Source organism: Siphonobacter sp. SORGH_AS_1065 (genome assembly GCF_030818595.1).
In the GTDB taxonomy this organism is placed as follows: Bacteria; Bacteroidota; Bacteroidia; order Cytophagales; family Spirosomataceae; genus Siphonobacter.
In genome coordinates this window covers 690528-706794 of sequence record NZ_JAUTAM010000004.1, presented here as the reverse complement: position 1 = coordinate 706794, position 16267 = coordinate 690528, and the positions used below count along the sequence as shown (strand labels likewise).

Sequence of the window (16267 nt, the reverse complement as noted above, 5' to 3'; positions counted from 1 at the left end):
AATTTGTAATCAAAACATAAACCTTAGTTTAAGATTAAAAAAATGTTTTATATGCTTGAATTCCAACGAACTAGTTTCTTAAATATTTACCTAGATGGAAAAATAAATTCATCGAAATTTAGCCGTCTAACACCGAAGAAATAAGGGGATTAGTCGCAGGTGCTTAAAAAGACATTAGAAATCGAAAGCCGTAAACATTGCTATTTTTAAAGATTAGATATTAATTTATAATTATACTTTAATTACGTTTAGTATAACTCAGTTATTACCTAACATCCTACTAGGTAATTTAATCATCTTGCTGTAACAGATACTCTAACTCGACAGATGTAGTTTTCAGCCGTCAGATACATATAACCGTCTGAACCAAAGCTGCAATTCGAAGTAGCCGTTTTGAATTCTAGTCTTCCTAACAGTTTCCCCTGAGCATTCAGAATAAGGAATCCACCGCCACCGGCTGCATAAAGGTTACCAGAAGCATCGGTACGAATTCCGTCAGGGGCTCGTTTCAATCCCTGTTTGATCAAAGGAGTGAAATCGTAAAAAATGCGACCTTTTCCTACCGAACCATCGTTCTGCAAAGGATAGGCCATGATATAAGGTTCGCTATCGTCGGACTGAGCAACGTACAAAGTTTTTTCGTCCGGCGAGAGAGCGACACCATTTGGTCTTTTCAGGTTGTTAATAATCTGGGTAACTTTTCCGCTGCTATCTACCCGATAGACTCCGAAGGCATCCATTTCCCGACTGGGGTCCTTTTCTTTCTGAGCTAATCCGTACGGTGGATCGGTGAAGTAATAAGCTCCCGAGGAGTGTTCGCACACATCGTTTGGGGAGTTGAATCGCTTTCCTTCCCAGCGGTCGGCGAGCGTATATTTTCCGCCTGTCTTCATGGGCATTCGGGTTAATCGTCGGTCGCCGTGTTCACAGGCAACGAGTTCTCCTTTCGCATTAATCAGTAAACCATTAGAGCCGGGTTCATCGCTGTACTCACCTCGTCCGGTATAGCCGGATGGAGATAAAAAAATGCTCAGGCCATCCTGCGGGTGCCAGCGGTAAATTTTATTCTGTTTTGTATCAGAAAAGAAAAGGCAACCTTCGTTTTTCGACCATGCGGGGCCTTCTGCCCATTTAAAACCAGAGGCGACTACCTCAATAGTAGCCTGAAGCGGAATAATCTGATCAAATGCTGGGTCTAGCCGAACGATTTTTCCCAGGGTTGGGAATTCCTGAGCAGTAGTGACACCGGAAAAGAACAGACCGACGCAAAGAATGGATAAAAGCTTTTGCATAAAGTATGGGTAGAAGGTTGTTTAGAATAAAGTTGAGGCCTTAGTTTTAGCAGAAAAGTAAAGTAAAAAATCCTGCCTGTTGAGGAGAAAGAAGGGTTTGATTCAAAGGAAAGAGAGCAGGAGGTCGAAGAAGGGGTACATTTTTTTTAAGTATAATGTACAAGTTCATATACGTAACCTTCCCTTCTTCATGCAAACGATTACTTCTGAACAAAACACATCCGAGGAACGGCCTTATACCTTTACTCAGCGAGTAGGCATAACGGTCGGTATTACCATTTTCCTAATTCTGCTTACCTTATTACTAGGCTTTAGCTTTGACATTTTATTACTCATCACCGCTTCCTTATTAATTGCTTTGCCGCTGCGGGCTGCTGCTCGCTGGCTAAGTAAAAAGACGGGCTGGAAAGAAGGCATCAGTCTGGTTATGGTCGCATTAGTAACGCTGGGACTTTTTGTGGGAATGATCTGGATTTTTTCAACGACGATTGGGCATCAGTTCAGCGATTTAAAAGAAGGCATTCCCAAGGCCGTTGACAATTTTCAGCAAAAGCTTTCGCAGAATGAGATGGGCAGTAAAGTACTCGAAATGATTCCTTCCGAAAGCGAGCTTATGCAAGGAGGTTCTAAATGGATGAATCGAGCTACGGGTGTGTTGTCTTCTACCTTTGGTACGATAGCAGATTTATACGTTATCTTTTTCCTGGCTATTTTCATCGCCGCCCAGCCCCGACTTTATCGTGAAGGTATTATTCTGCTCATTCCCAAAAAATCCAGAAACCGAGCGGGTGAAGTGCTGGATAAAGTAGGAGAGACGCTGGTAAAATGGCTGATGGGGCAACTGTTCTCTATGGCCGTAGTGGGAGTCCTAAGCTTTATAGGTCTATGGGCTTTAGGCATTCCTCTGGCGGGAGCCTTGGCTCTTTTTGCGGCTTTGGTAACCTTTATTCCTAACATCGGTCCCATTTTTGCCTTGATTCCAGCGGTGCTTTTCGCTTTAATGGACGGGCCCGAAAAGGCATTATATGTGATCCTGATTTACGTAGGGATTCAGGCGATTGAAAGTAATGTGCTGACCCCAATCGTGCAGAAACGTATGATTGATATTCCTCCCGCTCTGGTGCTGATTTCTCAATTAATCATTGGCCTTTTCACAGGCGTGTTGGGTCTGATTTTGGCCACACCTTTAATGGCCATGGTTATGGTCATGGTAAAAATGTTATACATTCAGGATACTTTGAAGGATGATTCGGTAGAAGTATAAATTTGCTGGCGATGGAGGAGATTAGGAATAGCCTGCTCCATTGATTAACCTACAAAACCAGGAATGGCATCGGTAGTTTTAATCAATTCGTCCAGAGGAATCCGTAAGGTTACATCCAAAGTCTGGCACATGGCCATTTCTTCTTCAATTCCTGCCACCACCATCGGTTCTCCTCCATTAAGAATGGAATCCTGATTTTTGGGTTTATGGATTACCTGATCTCCAATCTGAATAGTTTCCATGACTCAATATTTTGATAGTTGCCATCAGCTGTTGATTAAAATACTGAACCAGTAATGATCAGTTGGACGTATCCTTCGTTGTTGAATGCGGAGTTACGAGTCGGATTCCCACCGCCGTGGTAAAGACGATTGCTGAGAATAAATGAAAACCCTTTGTATCAGAAGACAGAAAGGTTCGCGAGGGCCAGATTGTAGATTGAATGAGGCCGGGAAAAAACGGGCGTATTGAGGATGGTCACCTTGACGGATTCCAATCCTTGTTGGCGAGGTATTAAGGCGAAAAAAAAAAGCCTCACTGAAAAGTGAGGCTTTAGAAGGGTGGGTGATGAGGGATTCGAACCCCCGACCCTCTGCTTGTAAGGCAGATGCTCTGAACCAGCTGAGCTAATCACCCGAAGGCTAGATTTGAAATAAAAATGAAGTGGGTGATGAGGGATTCGAACCCCCGACCCTCTGCTTGTAAGGCAGATGCTCTGAACCAGCTGAGCTAATCACCCTTATTTTTATTTCTGTTTTCCCGTCGTTTGGGGTTGCAAACTTACGTAATGAAATGAGCCTTTCGCAAGTATTCGCTGAAAAAAGTTTAAAATAATTTTTATTGATCTGATAATCAGTATTTAATTTTTTAAAAAGTTACGGCAGTAAAAATTAATGGATTTGTTTCTGCAGAGACGACTATTTATTACATCTGGGTAGGAATCAATCTGTTACCTTCTTTTTAGTCCTCTTCGTAGCCAGAAGCGATAAAATCACGTCAACAAGACTACTCTTCCACGATGGTATATTTCAACTTTGCCTGGGCCAGGCTCATGGCGTTGAAGTGCCACCATTCGCTGGTGATACCCATGAAGCCACCCGCCTGCATGGCATCCCGTAAGATCTGTCGGTTTTTAACATGCTCTTTTGTGATTTTTCCCTGCCGAAGCATTTCATCCTCCTTACGGGGGTAAGCTTCATTACCAAAAAAATCAAAAGGAGTACCCATGTCCAAGGCTTTACCGTCGGCAGTGGCCACGGTTAAGTCAACGGCACAGCCGTAGTTATGAATAGAACCGCGAGTAGGGTGAGCCACGTAATTCGTACGGTATTTGGGAGCATATTGTGGTAAAGCTTCCCAAAGCTTCCACTGTACTTTCCGCGAACGAACGCCGTCGTACACCAGCAAACGATAATTCGGATGATTTTTTCGAAGGTGCTCCTGAGCTTTTTTTAGTTTCTGGGCCACGTCGGGTTGTAGGTAACAGCGAGTAATGCAGCCGTACACATCTTTCTTGACAAAGTTGTCTGTGGTCGAATATTTTAAATCGACCAATAAACTAGGGTCAACTTTTTGAATATCAACCAATCCGGCTTTTTCCAGATTTGCCTCGTCCGGGCAGAGAGCGGTGGTGAGCTTTGCAGGATTCGTGAATAATAAAGTCAGCGAAAACAGAAGAAACTTCATGGAAATTTGAATTAAATCAGAATGATACACATAATACGGCCAGGAGGAGCTTTTGTTTTTCTTTTCCTGGAAAACTGGTTTTTAAGGCTTTTCAGCGAAATTCAGGCTTCCGAAAGCATATCGACTTTTATTAGTGTTTCCCCATGGCTCTTAATTACCTCTGGATTGGCTTCTTCATTGTTGCGTTTGTCGTGGCCCTTTTTAAGCTCATTCTCTTTGGAGACACTGAAATTTTCAAACTCCTCGTTGATGGCATGTTCGATTCAGCCGAGGTCGCGGTAATGAAAATTGCCTTGCCTCTGGCGGGTGTAATGACCTTTTTTCTGGGCATTTTGAAAGTTGGAGAGGATGCAGGAGCCATTGGTTTTCTGGCTCGGCGGATTGGTCCTTTCTTCAATCGACTTTTTCCCGAAGTACCGAAAGACCATCCGGCTCATGGGCAGATGATTATGAATTTTTCGGCGAATATGCTGGGTTTGGATAACGCAGCGACACCTTTTGGGCTGAAAGCCATGCAGAGCTTGCAGGAACTGAACCCGAACAAAGAAGTAGCTACCAACGCCCAGATTATGTTCATGACCCTGCACTCGGCGGGGCCGGTATTAATTCCTTTGGGAGTAATGGCTCAGCGGGCGGTGTACGGAGCTACAGATCCTTCCGACGTATTTATTCCCTGCCTGATTGCCACTTACGTAGCCACGCTCGTAGGGTTACTCTTTGTCGCTTTTCGTCAGAAAATTAACCTTTTAGATCGGGTAATATTGACTTGGTTGGGTGGCTTGACGCTCGCTATTGTAGCCTTGTTAGCTTACCTGAATACTCTTTCAAAAGAAGGGATTGAAACTTTCTCTAAAGTATTCAGTAATCTCATTCTTTTTGGTTTTGTACTCTCTTTTTTGATCGCTGCTTTTCGAAAAAAGATAGATGTATTTTCTAGTTTTATCGAGGGAGCCAAGGGTGGTTTTGAAACGTCTGTTCGAGTGATTCCCTATCTGGTTGGAATGCTGGTTGCCATTAGCGTACTGCGAAACTCAGGAGCTTTGGGGTATGTGGTAGAAGGGTTTCGCTGGGCTTTTAGTTACTTACCCATCCGAACGGAATGGGTGGATGCATTGCCCACCGCCCTGATGCACCCTTTAAGCGGAAGTGGCTCACGGGCCATGATGATTGATACGATGAAAACCTTCGGGGCCGATTCTTTTGTAGGGCGGTTAGCCTGTATTTTTCAGGGTTCAGCCGATACTATTCTTTATGTAATCGCTCTGTATTTTGGCTCTGTAAACGTCAAGCAAACGCGTTATACGTTATGGGCAGGTTTATTAGCCGACTTCGCCGGAATTGTTGCAGCTATTGCAGTAGGATACTTGTTCTTTGCATAAGAGTTTGGAGCGGCCGCCGCTGCGGTTTGGAGTTTGGAGTTTGGGAAGGAAAAACCGATAAAGGTAGGGAAGAGGTTTTAAAATGAAAGTAATAACCCCGGAGGGGTTGAATATGGGTAGCCCCGGATGTTAATCCGGGGACTCTAACGGGCATTTCAACAGCCATTACTAAAAGCATAGAGGTTGGTGAGGACACCAACCAAGGCGGATAATTGCCCATCCGAAAAATCATAGCAATCAAGCATTTCAAGTAGAGACGCGACTTCATCGCGTCTGGGTAAGAGGCGGTTTTACTATTCAATTATTCCCGCCCTGGTTGGTGAGGAAACCAACCAGGGCAGATGATTCCTAATCCGAAAAGGTATAATAATCAAGCATTCAGGTAGAGATACGATTTCATCGCGTCTCTACTGAAACAATGGATACAAATCGGCATACTTAGACGCCAAGAACAAGCATAGCCGCGAGATTATCCCGCGGCTATGCTTGTTCTTGAAGCAATAACCCTTAAATAACTAAAAGTCTCCTTCTTCGTCCAGGCGTTCGAGAATGTCCATCATTTCGCCAAATTCCTTAAAGCCGGGGCGGGTTTCTTCACCACCTGCGAGGGCAATACCTTTTACCGGAATCTGATCAATTACCTCCAGTACATTCATTTCGTTAATACCGAAAGCTAGTAGCGTTGGGTATTTATAGGCAAACTGATCCAGGTAACCCAGCGTAGGCGGGTCAATGTGGGCGAAGGGATCGGAGTGGTCAATGAGGTAATAATCGGCTCCGCTTAATTCGGTGGGCAATCCTTCGGCCAAATCCAGTTTCAGAATAATGGGTAAGCCTAATTCTTTTACTTCTTCCACTAATTCTACGTGGCTGATTTGTAGCACATCGGGTTTATACTCCGCAACCAAAGCCTTAATCTGATCCAGATGGGGAGCATCGGTTTCTCCCACAATAGAAACCCCGGCCAGCCAGCCTCTGATTTCGTTGAAGCGATCCAATGCGATGGTATCCATCGAAAAACCCAGCCACTCAACGCCCATACCGGCACAGTAACGAGCGTCGGAAAGGTTAGTAATATTTGAAATTTTAACGAGCGTACGTAAAGTCATAGAAAGAAAGAAGCCCTTATAGAAACTCCATTTTTTTGACAAAACTAGAAGATTTCCAGGAATCTGTCTTTACTCATTTCGGGTTAATGGACATAAAACAAAAACTGCCAGCTATCCACCGGCAGTAAGAACTTCCTATCAGCAGCCTTATTCAATCTTTTCTCCTTCAAACTCCTGGCCTTGTACCTGCATTCGGTATTTAATGACTTTATGGTCAGCGTCTCGAATGAAAATAATGATCGCATGATAACCCGGTACATTAAACGTATCAGCTTTCGTGTCGGCTACTAACTGGCCTTTTCCCTGTCCGGTAGCTTCGCCCATCAGTTTATTGTCTTCGACACTAACAATCAGGTTTTCAAAAACGCCCTCAATGCCTTTGTATTTACCCACGTAGTCTTTCCAAATAAGGCTGTCCGCCTGAGCAATAGCTGCTGGATTTGAGGGAGTGATGGCATAAGCCTGCATTCCACAGATCAGAAGAAATAAGATAATAACAAATTTCATGGTTGTATGAATTGCATTAAAAATCCAAAGCTATTGAACCGAAGTAATACTTACATGAAAGATTTGGAAAGAGATTGTTAAGGAATTTCCTAGTGCTTTTTAGCATGAGGAATGATTCGCCAGCCGGGCGTATTATCGGCGTGGCGGTGTACAATTTCAGCCGCTACATCCTCCAGAATTTCGGCGTTAGAGGTAAAATACAGACTTGGATGCGTCTGATCAGGGAAAGAAATTTCGAAATACTCGTTGTGAAAAGCTTCTTCTTTGGGGTCTACCAGTTGATAATCCATGGCTTAAAAAATTTAGTGTGACAGGCAGTCCATCACACTAAATTCATGCCAGCTTAACCCTCCAGTGTAATGCGGGAACGTTCACAAACGCCTCCTACGGGTGGATTATATTTAGACACGGAAACCTTAATTTTTTCCACGCGAGGATAATGATCACGGATTCCCTGAATAATCTGATAAGCGATGTGTTCCAGTAACTTATGTGATTTTCGCATCAATTCTGCCACAATCTGATAAACGTCTGAATAATTAACTGTTTCGCTGAGTTTATCCGTAATGGCAGCTTGCTCAAAGTCAACAGTAATGATTACGTCGATAGAGTAGCGATTTCCAATTTTTTGTTCTTCCTCGTAAAAACCGTGGTAGGAAAAAAATTCCAGACCTTCTAAGGCAATTGTTCCCATGAAAAAAAGAGGAGCCTGAAAGCTCCCGATGATTTAGATCTTATCGAAGAAAGAACCTTCTTCTTTATTGACAGGTTCCGTCTGAACGGGTTGTTCGGGTTCTTCTACCTGAGCCTGCTCCGCAGCTATTACCTCGGCTACTGGCGTGGGTGGGGTTACTTCTTCCTGTATCTCAACCGGAGGTTCGGGCTCATCCGTTCCTACGTTTTCGGGTAGAGCCGCAGTGGTTGAGATGCCAGCTAATACTTCCTGAAGCTCAGCTGCTTTTTGCTCAAAAGGAATGGGTTGCGATTTTTCTTCGTATCGCTGAAGCCGTTCCAACGTTTCTGTGGCGTATCCTTTTAACTGAGAAATGAGTGTATCGCGGTATTTATCCATGGCCTTGATGTCCCGTTCGAGGCCTTTGAGTTCGTTTTCTGCTTCTTCAATGATGTAACGGGCCTTATTCTCCACATTCATTCGCAGCATGTTGGCTTCTTTGCGAGCTTTCGAAAGAACGTCCTCCGCCTGTTGATTCGCTTCTACTACTTTTTTACTGGATTCCTCCTGAGCCTTGACTGCCATCTCCTGACTTGTCATCTGAGCAGTTTGCAGGGTTTTATAGAGGGTATTTTCCAGAGCTTTTAATTTGCTGAAATCATTTTCTGTACGTTCAATACGTTCATGAAGCAGACGGTTTTCATCTAATAATCGCTCCCATTCCTGCGAAATGGTGGATAAAAAAGCATCGACGGCATCCTTATCATAACCCCGGAAAACGCGTTCAAAAGACTGCTTACGAATATCAAGTGGTGTAATTTTCATTGTCGTATTGGGCTGAAACTTGATTCAAACCAAAAATTAGCTCCTCGGTCTCGATCTCGTTTGTGAAGGTTTCTAGTATTCAAAATTATCCAATAGAATTACATTTCAACGGGAAAGACCAGCTTATTTCCAAAAAACCGAAATTTAAACCTGCTCGGTAACCTTCCAGATCGAAATCAGTCGGTCGTCAGAAACGGAAATCAATCCCGATTCCAGCGGTAACCATAGCACCTTGTTAATAGATGTGCGATGACCCGCAAAACGGGCCCAGTCCAGCACTTTTAGTAAACGCAGCGTCTGAGCATCCCAGATCTTGAGCGTTTTGTCCATGCTGGCGGTTATAATTTTCTGATAGTCAGGACTAAATGTAATGTGGTTAATTGCGAACATGTGGGCCACTACGTCCTGTTGTATTTGGTAAGGATCACCCACCTTCCAGCTTTTCAGGTGGGCATCACGGCCACCGGAAACTAAAAAGCGGCCATTGGGTGAATAACGAACGGAAAATACAGAATGTGTATGAGCCGCGATAATAAATTTTAAAGTTAGGGTATCGAGATCAAAAATTTTGATGGTACAATCGCTGTAACCGACGGCGAATTCCCGGCTGTGTGGGTTTACGTCCAGGCTTCGGGCCGAGGCCTCACTGGCTTTTAAGTGCTTGCGAATCTGGAAACTAGCCCGATCAAGAACGGTAACGGTTCCGTCGCCCTGAGCTACAAGAGCGAGGTCTTCAAAAAGCTTTATATCAAAAATTTGAGAAGACGTCAGTTGAATGGAATCTTGCTGCTGTAGTGTTATAGGGTTAATGCGATGAATGCCATCAAAATTCTGACCTACCCAAAGTAAATCCGTCGATTCGTCATAAGCAAGGGCATAAACCGAAGCCGGAATGCGGGCGATGAGTTCGCCAAGGTCGGGTTTAGTCAGATCCCAGCGAATGACTAAGCCATCACTACCGGAGGAATAGAACTGCTGCGGTTCTTTGGCCGGACTAAGGGCATAAATAGCGTCCCGGTGCCCGGCGAATGTATCTATCTTTTCAATTTGTAAAGCCATAACTCGTTGTATGATTCATCTGGATGAAGGAGTTACCAAGGGTCTGGTCACTCCTGAACGGAGGAAAACTTAGGCCTGAAAGGGAAGATTTTTTACTGAAAATTAGAAACCTGAGCGGCTCTTTTCCTAAAACTTCTAACCTGAAATGTCCTACAGCGTTCGATGAATCCATATTTTTGTCCAAATTTAAGCAGAATCGGATGCCATTGGTTTGGATGCGGCCTTTTGATGGGCAAGGGCAGGTTGCTCTTTGGGAAATTACGGAAGAATTAGAGGAACTACAACGCTTATTTCGGGGAAGCCCGGCAGATATAGCTGCGTTTCAGGAAATTAATCACCCTCAGAAGCAACGTGAATTTCTGGCCAGCCGGATTCTTATTCAAACCCTGGTCGAATCCGTTGGCGAAACGTATCATGGGATTCGGAAGGACATTTATGATAAGCCTTTCCTGCATAATACCAACAGCCATTTTTCATTATCTCACTCACTGCGATTTGCGGCAGTGATTTGGCATCCTGTCGAGAGAGTAGGAATTGATATTGAGCCTATTAGTGAAAAGTTAGCAGTCGTTTCCCATAAATACCTGAGTGAAATGGAACAGGAACATGCCCAGAAAAATCTTCGTAAATTGGGCATTTACTGGACGGCCAAGGAAGCTTTGTATAAGTTATACGGAGAGAAAAAACTGAGTTTTAAAGGAAATATACTCATCGAGCCATTTAGCGAAGAGGGTCAGCATATTACAGGCTGGATTCGCACGGAAACAGATTCTAAGTCCTATCAACTGGAAGTAATAGCTGTTGAAGACTGCATTCTGACCGTTGTGGCAGAATAGTTGTCGTTCAGACAAACAATAAATAGTATAAGCAAGATTCAAAGCAAAGGCCAGACTGTCTAAGTCTGGCCTTTGCTTTGGATGCGTAACGAACCACTAATTCAGATCATACGTATCATCGTTTTCAGAAAGCATTTTAATGAGCTGATTCATTTCCTGGGCTCGTTCGTCATCGCCGGTTTTTTCAAAAGCCAGCGTCAGGTTCCGTAATACCCGTTTTACGATGTCTGTATTGGTGCAGGGATCGTAAAAAATGGGGTTAGGAGCCAGGTTAAGCTGGGCCAGGTAATTGTCAATATCTTTTCGCCGAAAAATCAGTCCTTTGTTAAAAACATTGATGTAAAACTGAGTATCGTCGTCAACCTTATAGGTGAGTACGAACAAATTCGGAAGGTTAACCCCGTGTAAAGGCATTCCGAGTCGGCGACCTACCAGCATATACAAAACGCAGAGACTGATGGGGTTACCTTTGTGCGTTTCCAGCACGATATTCAGCATGGAATTGGCCGCCGAATGAAAATTCTTGGTATTAGCTCCAAACTTCAGCTTTTTGAAGAAGACATAATTCAGCGTATCAATCTGGGCTGCGGAGTGCATGCCCTGCCGAAATTCCAGCCAGGCGTCGTAATAAATCTGATCTACCTCCTGCTGTAATTTCGTCAGCGATAAGTCCGGGTATTGATAGGTAGCAATGAGCCAGAGGCCTTCGAGTAAGTCGGTGCCACCATTATTTCTCCAGACTCGCAGCCGTTCTGTAAGGGTGCGAAATTGCAGATCGTGAATTAAATCCTCGATACGTTTCTGAACATTAGGGTTAAAACCGGAGTTTTCCCAATGGTCTTCCAGAAAAGGAATGATTGAATCCCCCAGGGACCGAATTTTCTGTTCGACTAATGAAGAAACTTCCCGATCATCGTCCTCTAGTAAAGAAACCAAAGCTTTTAGTTCGCGATTATCCATAGCGAAATTGATGATTACATATTCAACTTACAATTTATTAGGCCAAATGCCAAAGGCTTTAACATAGTTTTTCGCAAAAGCATTCCCGGCATTCTAGGCTTAGCTTAAGACAAGAAAAGTATGTCGATAAGAAAAGAAGAAAAAAAATAGTGTTTAATAGGTCATCTTTTACGAAATCATCATCTAAATCATTAGTTTGGTCATAGGTATTTTGCCTATTTTTGGAGTCAATATAAAAAGCGTTCAAGCCTTTTCTTATGAACATTCTAGTTACCGGCGGAGCCGGATTTATTGGTTCACACACTGTCGTAGAATTAATAGCAGCTGGTTTTGAACCCATCATTTTGGATGATTTCTCCAACTCAGAACCCAAAGTTCTGGATCGATTAGAAACCATCTTAGGTCGAAAAGTAAAGAGTTACTCAGCCAACTGCAATGATTCGGCTCTGTTAACTAAGATTTTCAAAGAAGAAAACATTCAGGGGGTGATTCATTTTGCGGCCAGCAAGGCTGTAGGTGAATCCGTTGAAAAACCGTTGCTCTATTACCGAAACAACATTTCAGCTCTGGTAACTTTATTGGAAGCGATGACCGCCAATGGCGTGTCTAATCTCGTTTTCTCTTCTTCCTGCACCGTATACGGCCAGCCCGACTCCATTCCCGTAACTGAAGAAACGCCCGTACTACCCGCAGCTTCGCCCTATGGCAATACCAAACAGGTGGGTGAGGAGATCATTCGGGATACGGTAGCTGCCAAGCCCGGTTTAAAAGCATTAGCCCTGCGTTACTTTAATCCTGTTGGAGCTCACGAGTCAGCCCTGATCGGAGAATTACCCATTGGAGTTCCTGCAAACCTGGTTCCTTTCGTAACTCAGACGGCGATTGGTATCCGTTCAAAACTGATGGTCTTCGGTAATGATTATGGCACGCCCGACGGAACCTGCATCCGCGATTTCATCCACGTAGTTGATTTAGCGAAAGCTCACGTGAAGGCCCTGGAATTGCTAGTGAAACAAGAAGACGCGAACTATTACGAATACTTCAACATCGGAACGGGTAAAGGAACCAGCGTGAAGGAGTTGATTGATACGTTTGAAGAGGTAACGGGCGTGAAAGTAAATTATGAATTTGCTCCTCGTCGGGCAGGTGACATTATGGAGATTTATGCTGAAGTAAGCAAGTCAAGAGACGTATTAGGATGGCAGGCCGAGAAAACGCTGGCGGAAGCTCTGGCGGATGCCTGGCGTTGGCAGGAACAGTTAGCAAAATAGAGTCGTTCAAGGGTCAGCCTGTTCTAAAATATTTCCTTATTAATTTATGAAAAAGCTATTAATCACGGGCGGAGCGGGCTTCATTGGTTCGCATGTGGTCCGCCGGTTTGTGACCGAGTACAAAGACGTGTATCAGGTGTATAACCTGGATGCCTTAACCTACGCCGGTAACCTGGCTAACTTAAAAGACATCGAAAACGAGCCCAACTATCATTTCGTCAAGGCTGACCTTCGCGAGGCGGATGTGTTGGAGGCTCTGTTTGCTGAGCATGACTTCTACGGCGTGATTCACCTGGCCGCTGAAAGTCACGTCGACCGCTCGATTTCGGATCCTATGGCTTTCGTGCTTACCAACGTGGTGGGCACAGTTAATCTGTTGAACGCGGCTAAAAAGGCCTGGAAAGACGACTACTCCCGTCACCTCTTCTACCACGTCTCGACGGATGAAGTCTACGGTGAACTGCACAATCCCGATGAGTTCTTTTTAGAAACCACCCCTTACGATCCCCGTTCCCCTTATTCAGCTTCGAAAGCTTCTTCGGATCACTTCGTTCGGGCCTATGGCAATACCTACGGCATTCCTTTTGTGCTGACCAATTGCTCGAATAACTACGGACCCAATCACTTCCCCGAGAAGCTGATTCCGCTAATGATTCATAATATCCTTAACCACAAGCCCCTGCCCGTCTACGGCAAAGGGGAAAACGTGCGGGACTGGCTGTTTGTGAAAGATCACGCTCGAGCCATTGATGTGGTTTTCCACCAGGGCAAGCAAGGGGAAACCTACAACATTGGCGGCTTTAACGAGTGGAAAAACATTGATCTAGTGCACCTGCTGTGCGAAATCATGGATGATAAACTGGGCCGTCAGGCGGGTACTTCCAAAGGCCTCATTACTTACGTTACCGACCGGGCGGGGCACGATCTGCGTTATGCTATTGATGCTCACAAGATCATGAACGAACTGGGTTGGGAGCCCTCGGTTACCTTCGAACAGGGACTGACTCAGACCGTAGAATGGTATCTGGAGAACACCCAGTGGCTGGAAGAAGTGACTTCGGGTAGCTATCAGAACTACTACGAAAGCATGTACGCACAACGTTAATTTTGAAGAAGAGAAGGAATGAATGAGTGAATCTATGCGGTGAACTTAATAGTACGTTCGCTGAGTTGATTACTTCGTTTCCCAGGAAAGAAGGGCCTCTTGCTTCAACCATTCACTCCTTCTCTCATGCAGACATTCAAAACTGAACACATGAAAGGAATTATACTAGCCGGGGGGTCCGGTACCCGCTTGCATCCCTTGACGCTGGCCGTATCCAAGCAATTGATGCCCGTCTACGACAAGCCGATGATTTATTATCCGCTGTCGATTTTGATGCTGGCGGGCATTAAAGAGATTTTGATTATCTCGACGCCTCACGATCTGCCGCACTTTGAGAAGCTGCTGGGCGATGGAAGCCGTCTGGGTTGCCAGTTCACCTACGCCGTACAGCCTAGCCCGGATGGACTGGCTCAGGCCTTCATCATTGGGGAGGAGTTTATCGGTCAGGATAAAGTAGCTCTGATCTTGGGCGATAACATTTTCTACGGCTCGGGCCTGTCGAAACTCTTGCAGGCCAATAACGATCCCGAGGGAGGGGTGGTGTATGCCTATCAGGTGCACGATCCTGAGCGGTACGGGGTGGTGGAGTTTGATGAAGCTTTCAATGTGCTCAGCATCGAAGAGAAACCCGAACAGCCTAAGTCCAATTATGCCGTTCCGGGCTTATACTTCTACGACAATGAAGTCGTGGAGATTGCCAAAGCCATAAAGCCAAGTCCTCGGGGCGAGCTGGAGATTACTGACATCAACCGGGTGTATCTGGAGAAAGGCAAGCTGAAAGTAGGCGTACTGGACCGGGGCACGGCCTGGCTGGATACGGGTACGTTTGCTTCGCTGATGCAGGCGGGGCAGTTTGTGGAGGTGATTGAAGAGCGGCAGGGCCTCAAGATCGGGTGTATCGAAGAGGTGGCTTACCGCATGGGCTTCATTGACAAAGCCAAGCTGGAAGAAATTGCCAAGCCCCTGGTTAAAAGTGGCTATGGCAAGTATTTGCTCAACTTGCTTAAGTAAGCAAACCTTTTGTAGCTTCGTAGCCTACCGCGAGGTAGGCTTTTTTGTTTTGTACATGCCCGATTTAAAGCCACATATTGATCTTTTCGCGATCCTGATTCTGCTTGGCATTATACAGGGTGGTTTTCTAGTGTATTTTTTCCTCACTCATAGCAAAGGCAAGCAGTTTCCGAATCGTTTTCTGGGCATTGCGTTGCTTTCCATGATTGTATTAATGAGTGATGTATGGCTAGGGTATACCAATTACATGGTTCAGGTATTAGGTCTGGTGGATTCCACCGAACCTGTTAATCTGGTCATTTTTCCCTGTTTGTATTTGTACTTTCGGACGAGCTTACGTAAAACCTGGCACTGGAAAGAAGCTTGGCATTTTTTACCCGCCGCTTTATACCTGGTTTACATGGTAGCGATGTGGTATCCACAGCCTTTGAGTCTCAAATATGAAGCTTTTCTAGACGCTTTTCACCCGGAAGTACCACAACCACCCTTCGAATGCTACGGCGAACGCTGGATGTTCTGGCCCAAGTGGCATATCAATGATTTTACCGGAATCAGCATGGTGATTTATCTTTTTCTGGGTTGGAAAGAAATAAGTCAGGCTTTTAAACGAAGTCAGCTTTCGCTCTGGTCTAGTCAGCAGTCGGAACTACTCTGGTATAGAAATCTGATGGTTCACCTGACGCTGATTGTAATCATTTACTTGGTAACCCGGGCCACCTTTGAAAGTGACTTGGGCGATCATTTGGTAGTGGCTCACATGGCCTTCGTAATTTATGCCACCAGTTTTACCATTATCCGACAGTCGGGATTTTTCAAAGTAGAAAGACCTGAACCTCCTAAATACGAACGGTCTTCTTTAACGCCCGAGTTGCAGCGACGAACGCTTGAAAAGTTACAAACGTTGATTAGTACTGAAAAGCCTTATCTGGACTCAGCCTGTTCTTTACCCAAACTGGCTCAGCAGCTCGGCGTTTCTACGCATCACCTTTCTCAAGTACTCAACGACGCCATGGGATTGAGTTTCTTCGAATGGTTAGCAAAGCATCGAATTCAGGAAGCTAAGGAGTTGTTACGTTCGTCGCAATATAACCATCTGAAAATTGAAGAAATTGCCGAGAGCGTAGGGTATAACTCAAAGTCAGCATTTAACGGAGCATTTAAGCGGGAAACGGGGCAGACTCCCGCCGTTTTTCGGAGTTCGTCCCTATCGGCGGGTACGTCTTCCTGATCTGTACATTCGCCTGACGGCCCTGATTCACAAGACTTTTGGGTATTCAAATCAAAATACCC

17 protein-coding genes and 2 tRNA genes are annotated in these 16267 nt (G+C 44.9%); 7 read left to right on the top strand and 12 right to left on the bottom strand.

Annotated features, from left to right (window positions below; genetic code table 11):
- Positions 1-293: 293 nt before the first annotated feature.
- Positions 294-1292: an SMP-30/gluconolactonase/LRE family protein gene (locus tag QE390_RS03690; RefSeq protein WP_307141148.1), complete on the bottom strand. Its 999-nt coding sequence runs from the start codon at positions 1290-1292 to the stop codon at positions 294-296.
- Positions 1293-1482: 190 nt separating this feature from the next.
- Here QE390_RS03690 and QE390_RS03685 point away from each other — a divergent pair, with 190 nt between their 5' ends.
- Complete coding sequence (locus QE390_RS03685) at positions 1483-2556, top strand: AI-2E family transporter (protein WP_307141147.1); 1074 nt, start codon at positions 1483-1485, stop codon at positions 2554-2556.
- A 44-nt stretch (positions 2557-2600) separates the two neighbouring features.
- Here QE390_RS03685 and QE390_RS03680 read toward each other — a convergent pair whose 3' ends face one another.
- The 4 genes from QE390_RS03680 to QE390_RS03665 all read right to left on the bottom strand — a co-directional run bounded on the left by QE390_RS03680 (position 2601) and on the right by QE390_RS03665 (position 4242).
- Positions 2601-2798 (bottom strand): hypothetical protein, encoded by a 198-nt coding sequence (locus QE390_RS03680; RefSeq protein WP_307141146.1) that lies wholly within the window; start codon positions 2796-2798, stop codon positions 2601-2603.
- Between the two features lie 319 nt (positions 2799-3117).
- Positions 3118-3192: transfer RNA gene (locus QE390_RS03675), tRNA-Val, on the bottom strand.
- A gap of 28 nt (positions 3193-3220) precedes the next feature.
- A tRNA-Val gene (locus tag QE390_RS03670) sits at positions 3221-3295 on the bottom strand.
- Positions 3296-3561: 266 nt separating this feature from the next.
- Positions 3562-4242 (bottom strand): M15 family metallopeptidase, encoded by a 681-nt coding sequence (locus QE390_RS03665; RefSeq protein WP_307141145.1) that lies wholly within the window; start codon positions 4240-4242, stop codon positions 3562-3564.
- Between the two features lie 143 nt (positions 4243-4385).
- On the opposite strand from QE390_RS03665, the gene QE390_RS03660 reads away from it, so the two are divergent.
- Positions 4386-5621: a nucleoside recognition domain-containing protein gene (locus QE390_RS03660; protein ID WP_106635363.1), complete on the top strand. Its 1236-nt coding sequence runs from the start codon at positions 4386-4388 to the stop codon at positions 5619-5621.
- A 515-nt stretch (positions 5622-6136) separates the two neighbouring features.
- Here QE390_RS03660 and QE390_RS03655 read toward each other — a convergent pair.
- The 6 genes from QE390_RS03655 to QE390_RS03630 form a co-directional block, all read right to left on the bottom strand.
- Positions 6137-6730, bottom strand: a complete 594-nt coding sequence (locus tag QE390_RS03655; RefSeq protein ID WP_106635364.1) for an N-(5'-phosphoribosyl)anthranilate isomerase — start codon at positions 6728-6730, stop codon at positions 6137-6139.
- Positions 6731-6877: 147 nt separating this feature from the next.
- Positions 6878-7237 carry a hypothetical protein gene (locus QE390_RS03650; RefSeq protein WP_307141144.1) on the bottom strand — a complete coding sequence of 120 codons (360 nt, stop codon included), beginning with the start codon at positions 7235-7237 and terminating at the stop codon, positions 6878-6880.
- Positions 7238-7326: 89 nt separating this feature from the next.
- Positions 7327-7527, bottom strand: coding sequence for a hypothetical protein (locus tag QE390_RS03645; RefSeq protein WP_307141143.1), 201 nt, complete (start codon positions 7525-7527; stop codon positions 7327-7329).
- A gap of 53 nt (positions 7528-7580) precedes the next feature.
- Positions 7581-7931, bottom strand: coding sequence for a dihydroneopterin aldolase (gene folB / locus QE390_RS03640; RefSeq protein ID WP_106635367.1), 351 nt, complete (start codon positions 7929-7931; stop codon positions 7581-7583).
- Positions 7932-7964: 33 nt separating this feature from the next.
- Positions 7965-8735 carry a DivIVA domain-containing protein gene (locus QE390_RS03635; RefSeq protein ID WP_307141142.1) on the bottom strand — a complete coding sequence of 257 codons (771 nt, stop codon included), beginning with the start codon at positions 8733-8735 and terminating at the stop codon, positions 7965-7967.
- Positions 8736-8879: 144 nt separating this feature from the next.
- Positions 8880-9794 carry a WD40 repeat domain-containing protein gene (locus tag QE390_RS03630; RefSeq protein ID WP_307141141.1) on the bottom strand — a complete coding sequence of 305 codons (915 nt, stop codon included), beginning with the start codon at positions 9792-9794 and terminating at the stop codon, positions 8880-8882.
- A gap of 200 nt (positions 9795-9994) precedes the next feature.
- Between QE390_RS03630 and QE390_RS03625 the strand changes: the two genes are divergently transcribed.
- Positions 9995-10630, top strand: coding sequence for a 4'-phosphopantetheinyl transferase superfamily protein (locus QE390_RS03625; protein WP_307141140.1), 636 nt, complete (start codon positions 9995-9997; stop codon positions 10628-10630).
- A 96-nt stretch (positions 10631-10726) separates the two neighbouring features.
- Here the strand turns inward: QE390_RS03625 and QE390_RS03620 are convergent, their stop codons facing one another.
- Entirely contained in the window at positions 10727-11590 is an 864-nt protein-coding gene (locus QE390_RS03620) for a transglutaminase-like domain-containing protein (RefSeq protein WP_307141139.1), read from the bottom strand.
- Between the two features lie 257 nt (positions 11591-11847).
- Between QE390_RS03620 and galE the strand changes: the two genes are divergently transcribed.
- The 4 genes from galE (at position 11848) to QE390_RS03600 (ending at position 16205) form a co-directional block, all read left to right on the top strand.
- Positions 11848-12861, top strand: a complete 1014-nt coding sequence (gene galE, locus QE390_RS03615) for a UDP-glucose 4-epimerase GalE (RefSeq protein ID WP_106635371.1) — start codon at positions 11848-11850, stop codon at positions 12859-12861.
- A gap of 46 nt (positions 12862-12907) precedes the next feature.
- Positions 12908-13966: a dTDP-glucose 4,6-dehydratase gene (gene rfbB, locus QE390_RS03610; RefSeq protein ID WP_307141138.1), complete on the top strand. Its 1059-nt coding sequence runs from the start codon at positions 12908-12910 to the stop codon at positions 13964-13966.
- A gap of 150 nt (positions 13967-14116) precedes the next feature.
- Positions 14117-14977 carry a glucose-1-phosphate thymidylyltransferase RfbA gene (rfbA, locus tag QE390_RS03605; RefSeq protein ID WP_307143530.1) on the top strand — a complete coding sequence of 287 codons (861 nt, stop codon included), beginning with the start codon at positions 14117-14119 and terminating at the stop codon, positions 14975-14977.
- Positions 14946-16205: an AraC family transcriptional regulator gene (locus QE390_RS03600; protein ID WP_307141137.1), complete on the top strand. Its 1260-nt coding sequence runs from the start codon at positions 14946-14948 to the stop codon at positions 16203-16205. The genes rfbA and QE390_RS03600 overlap by 32 nt, the downstream gene beginning before the upstream one ends.
- Positions 16206-16267: the final 62 nt, after the last annotated feature.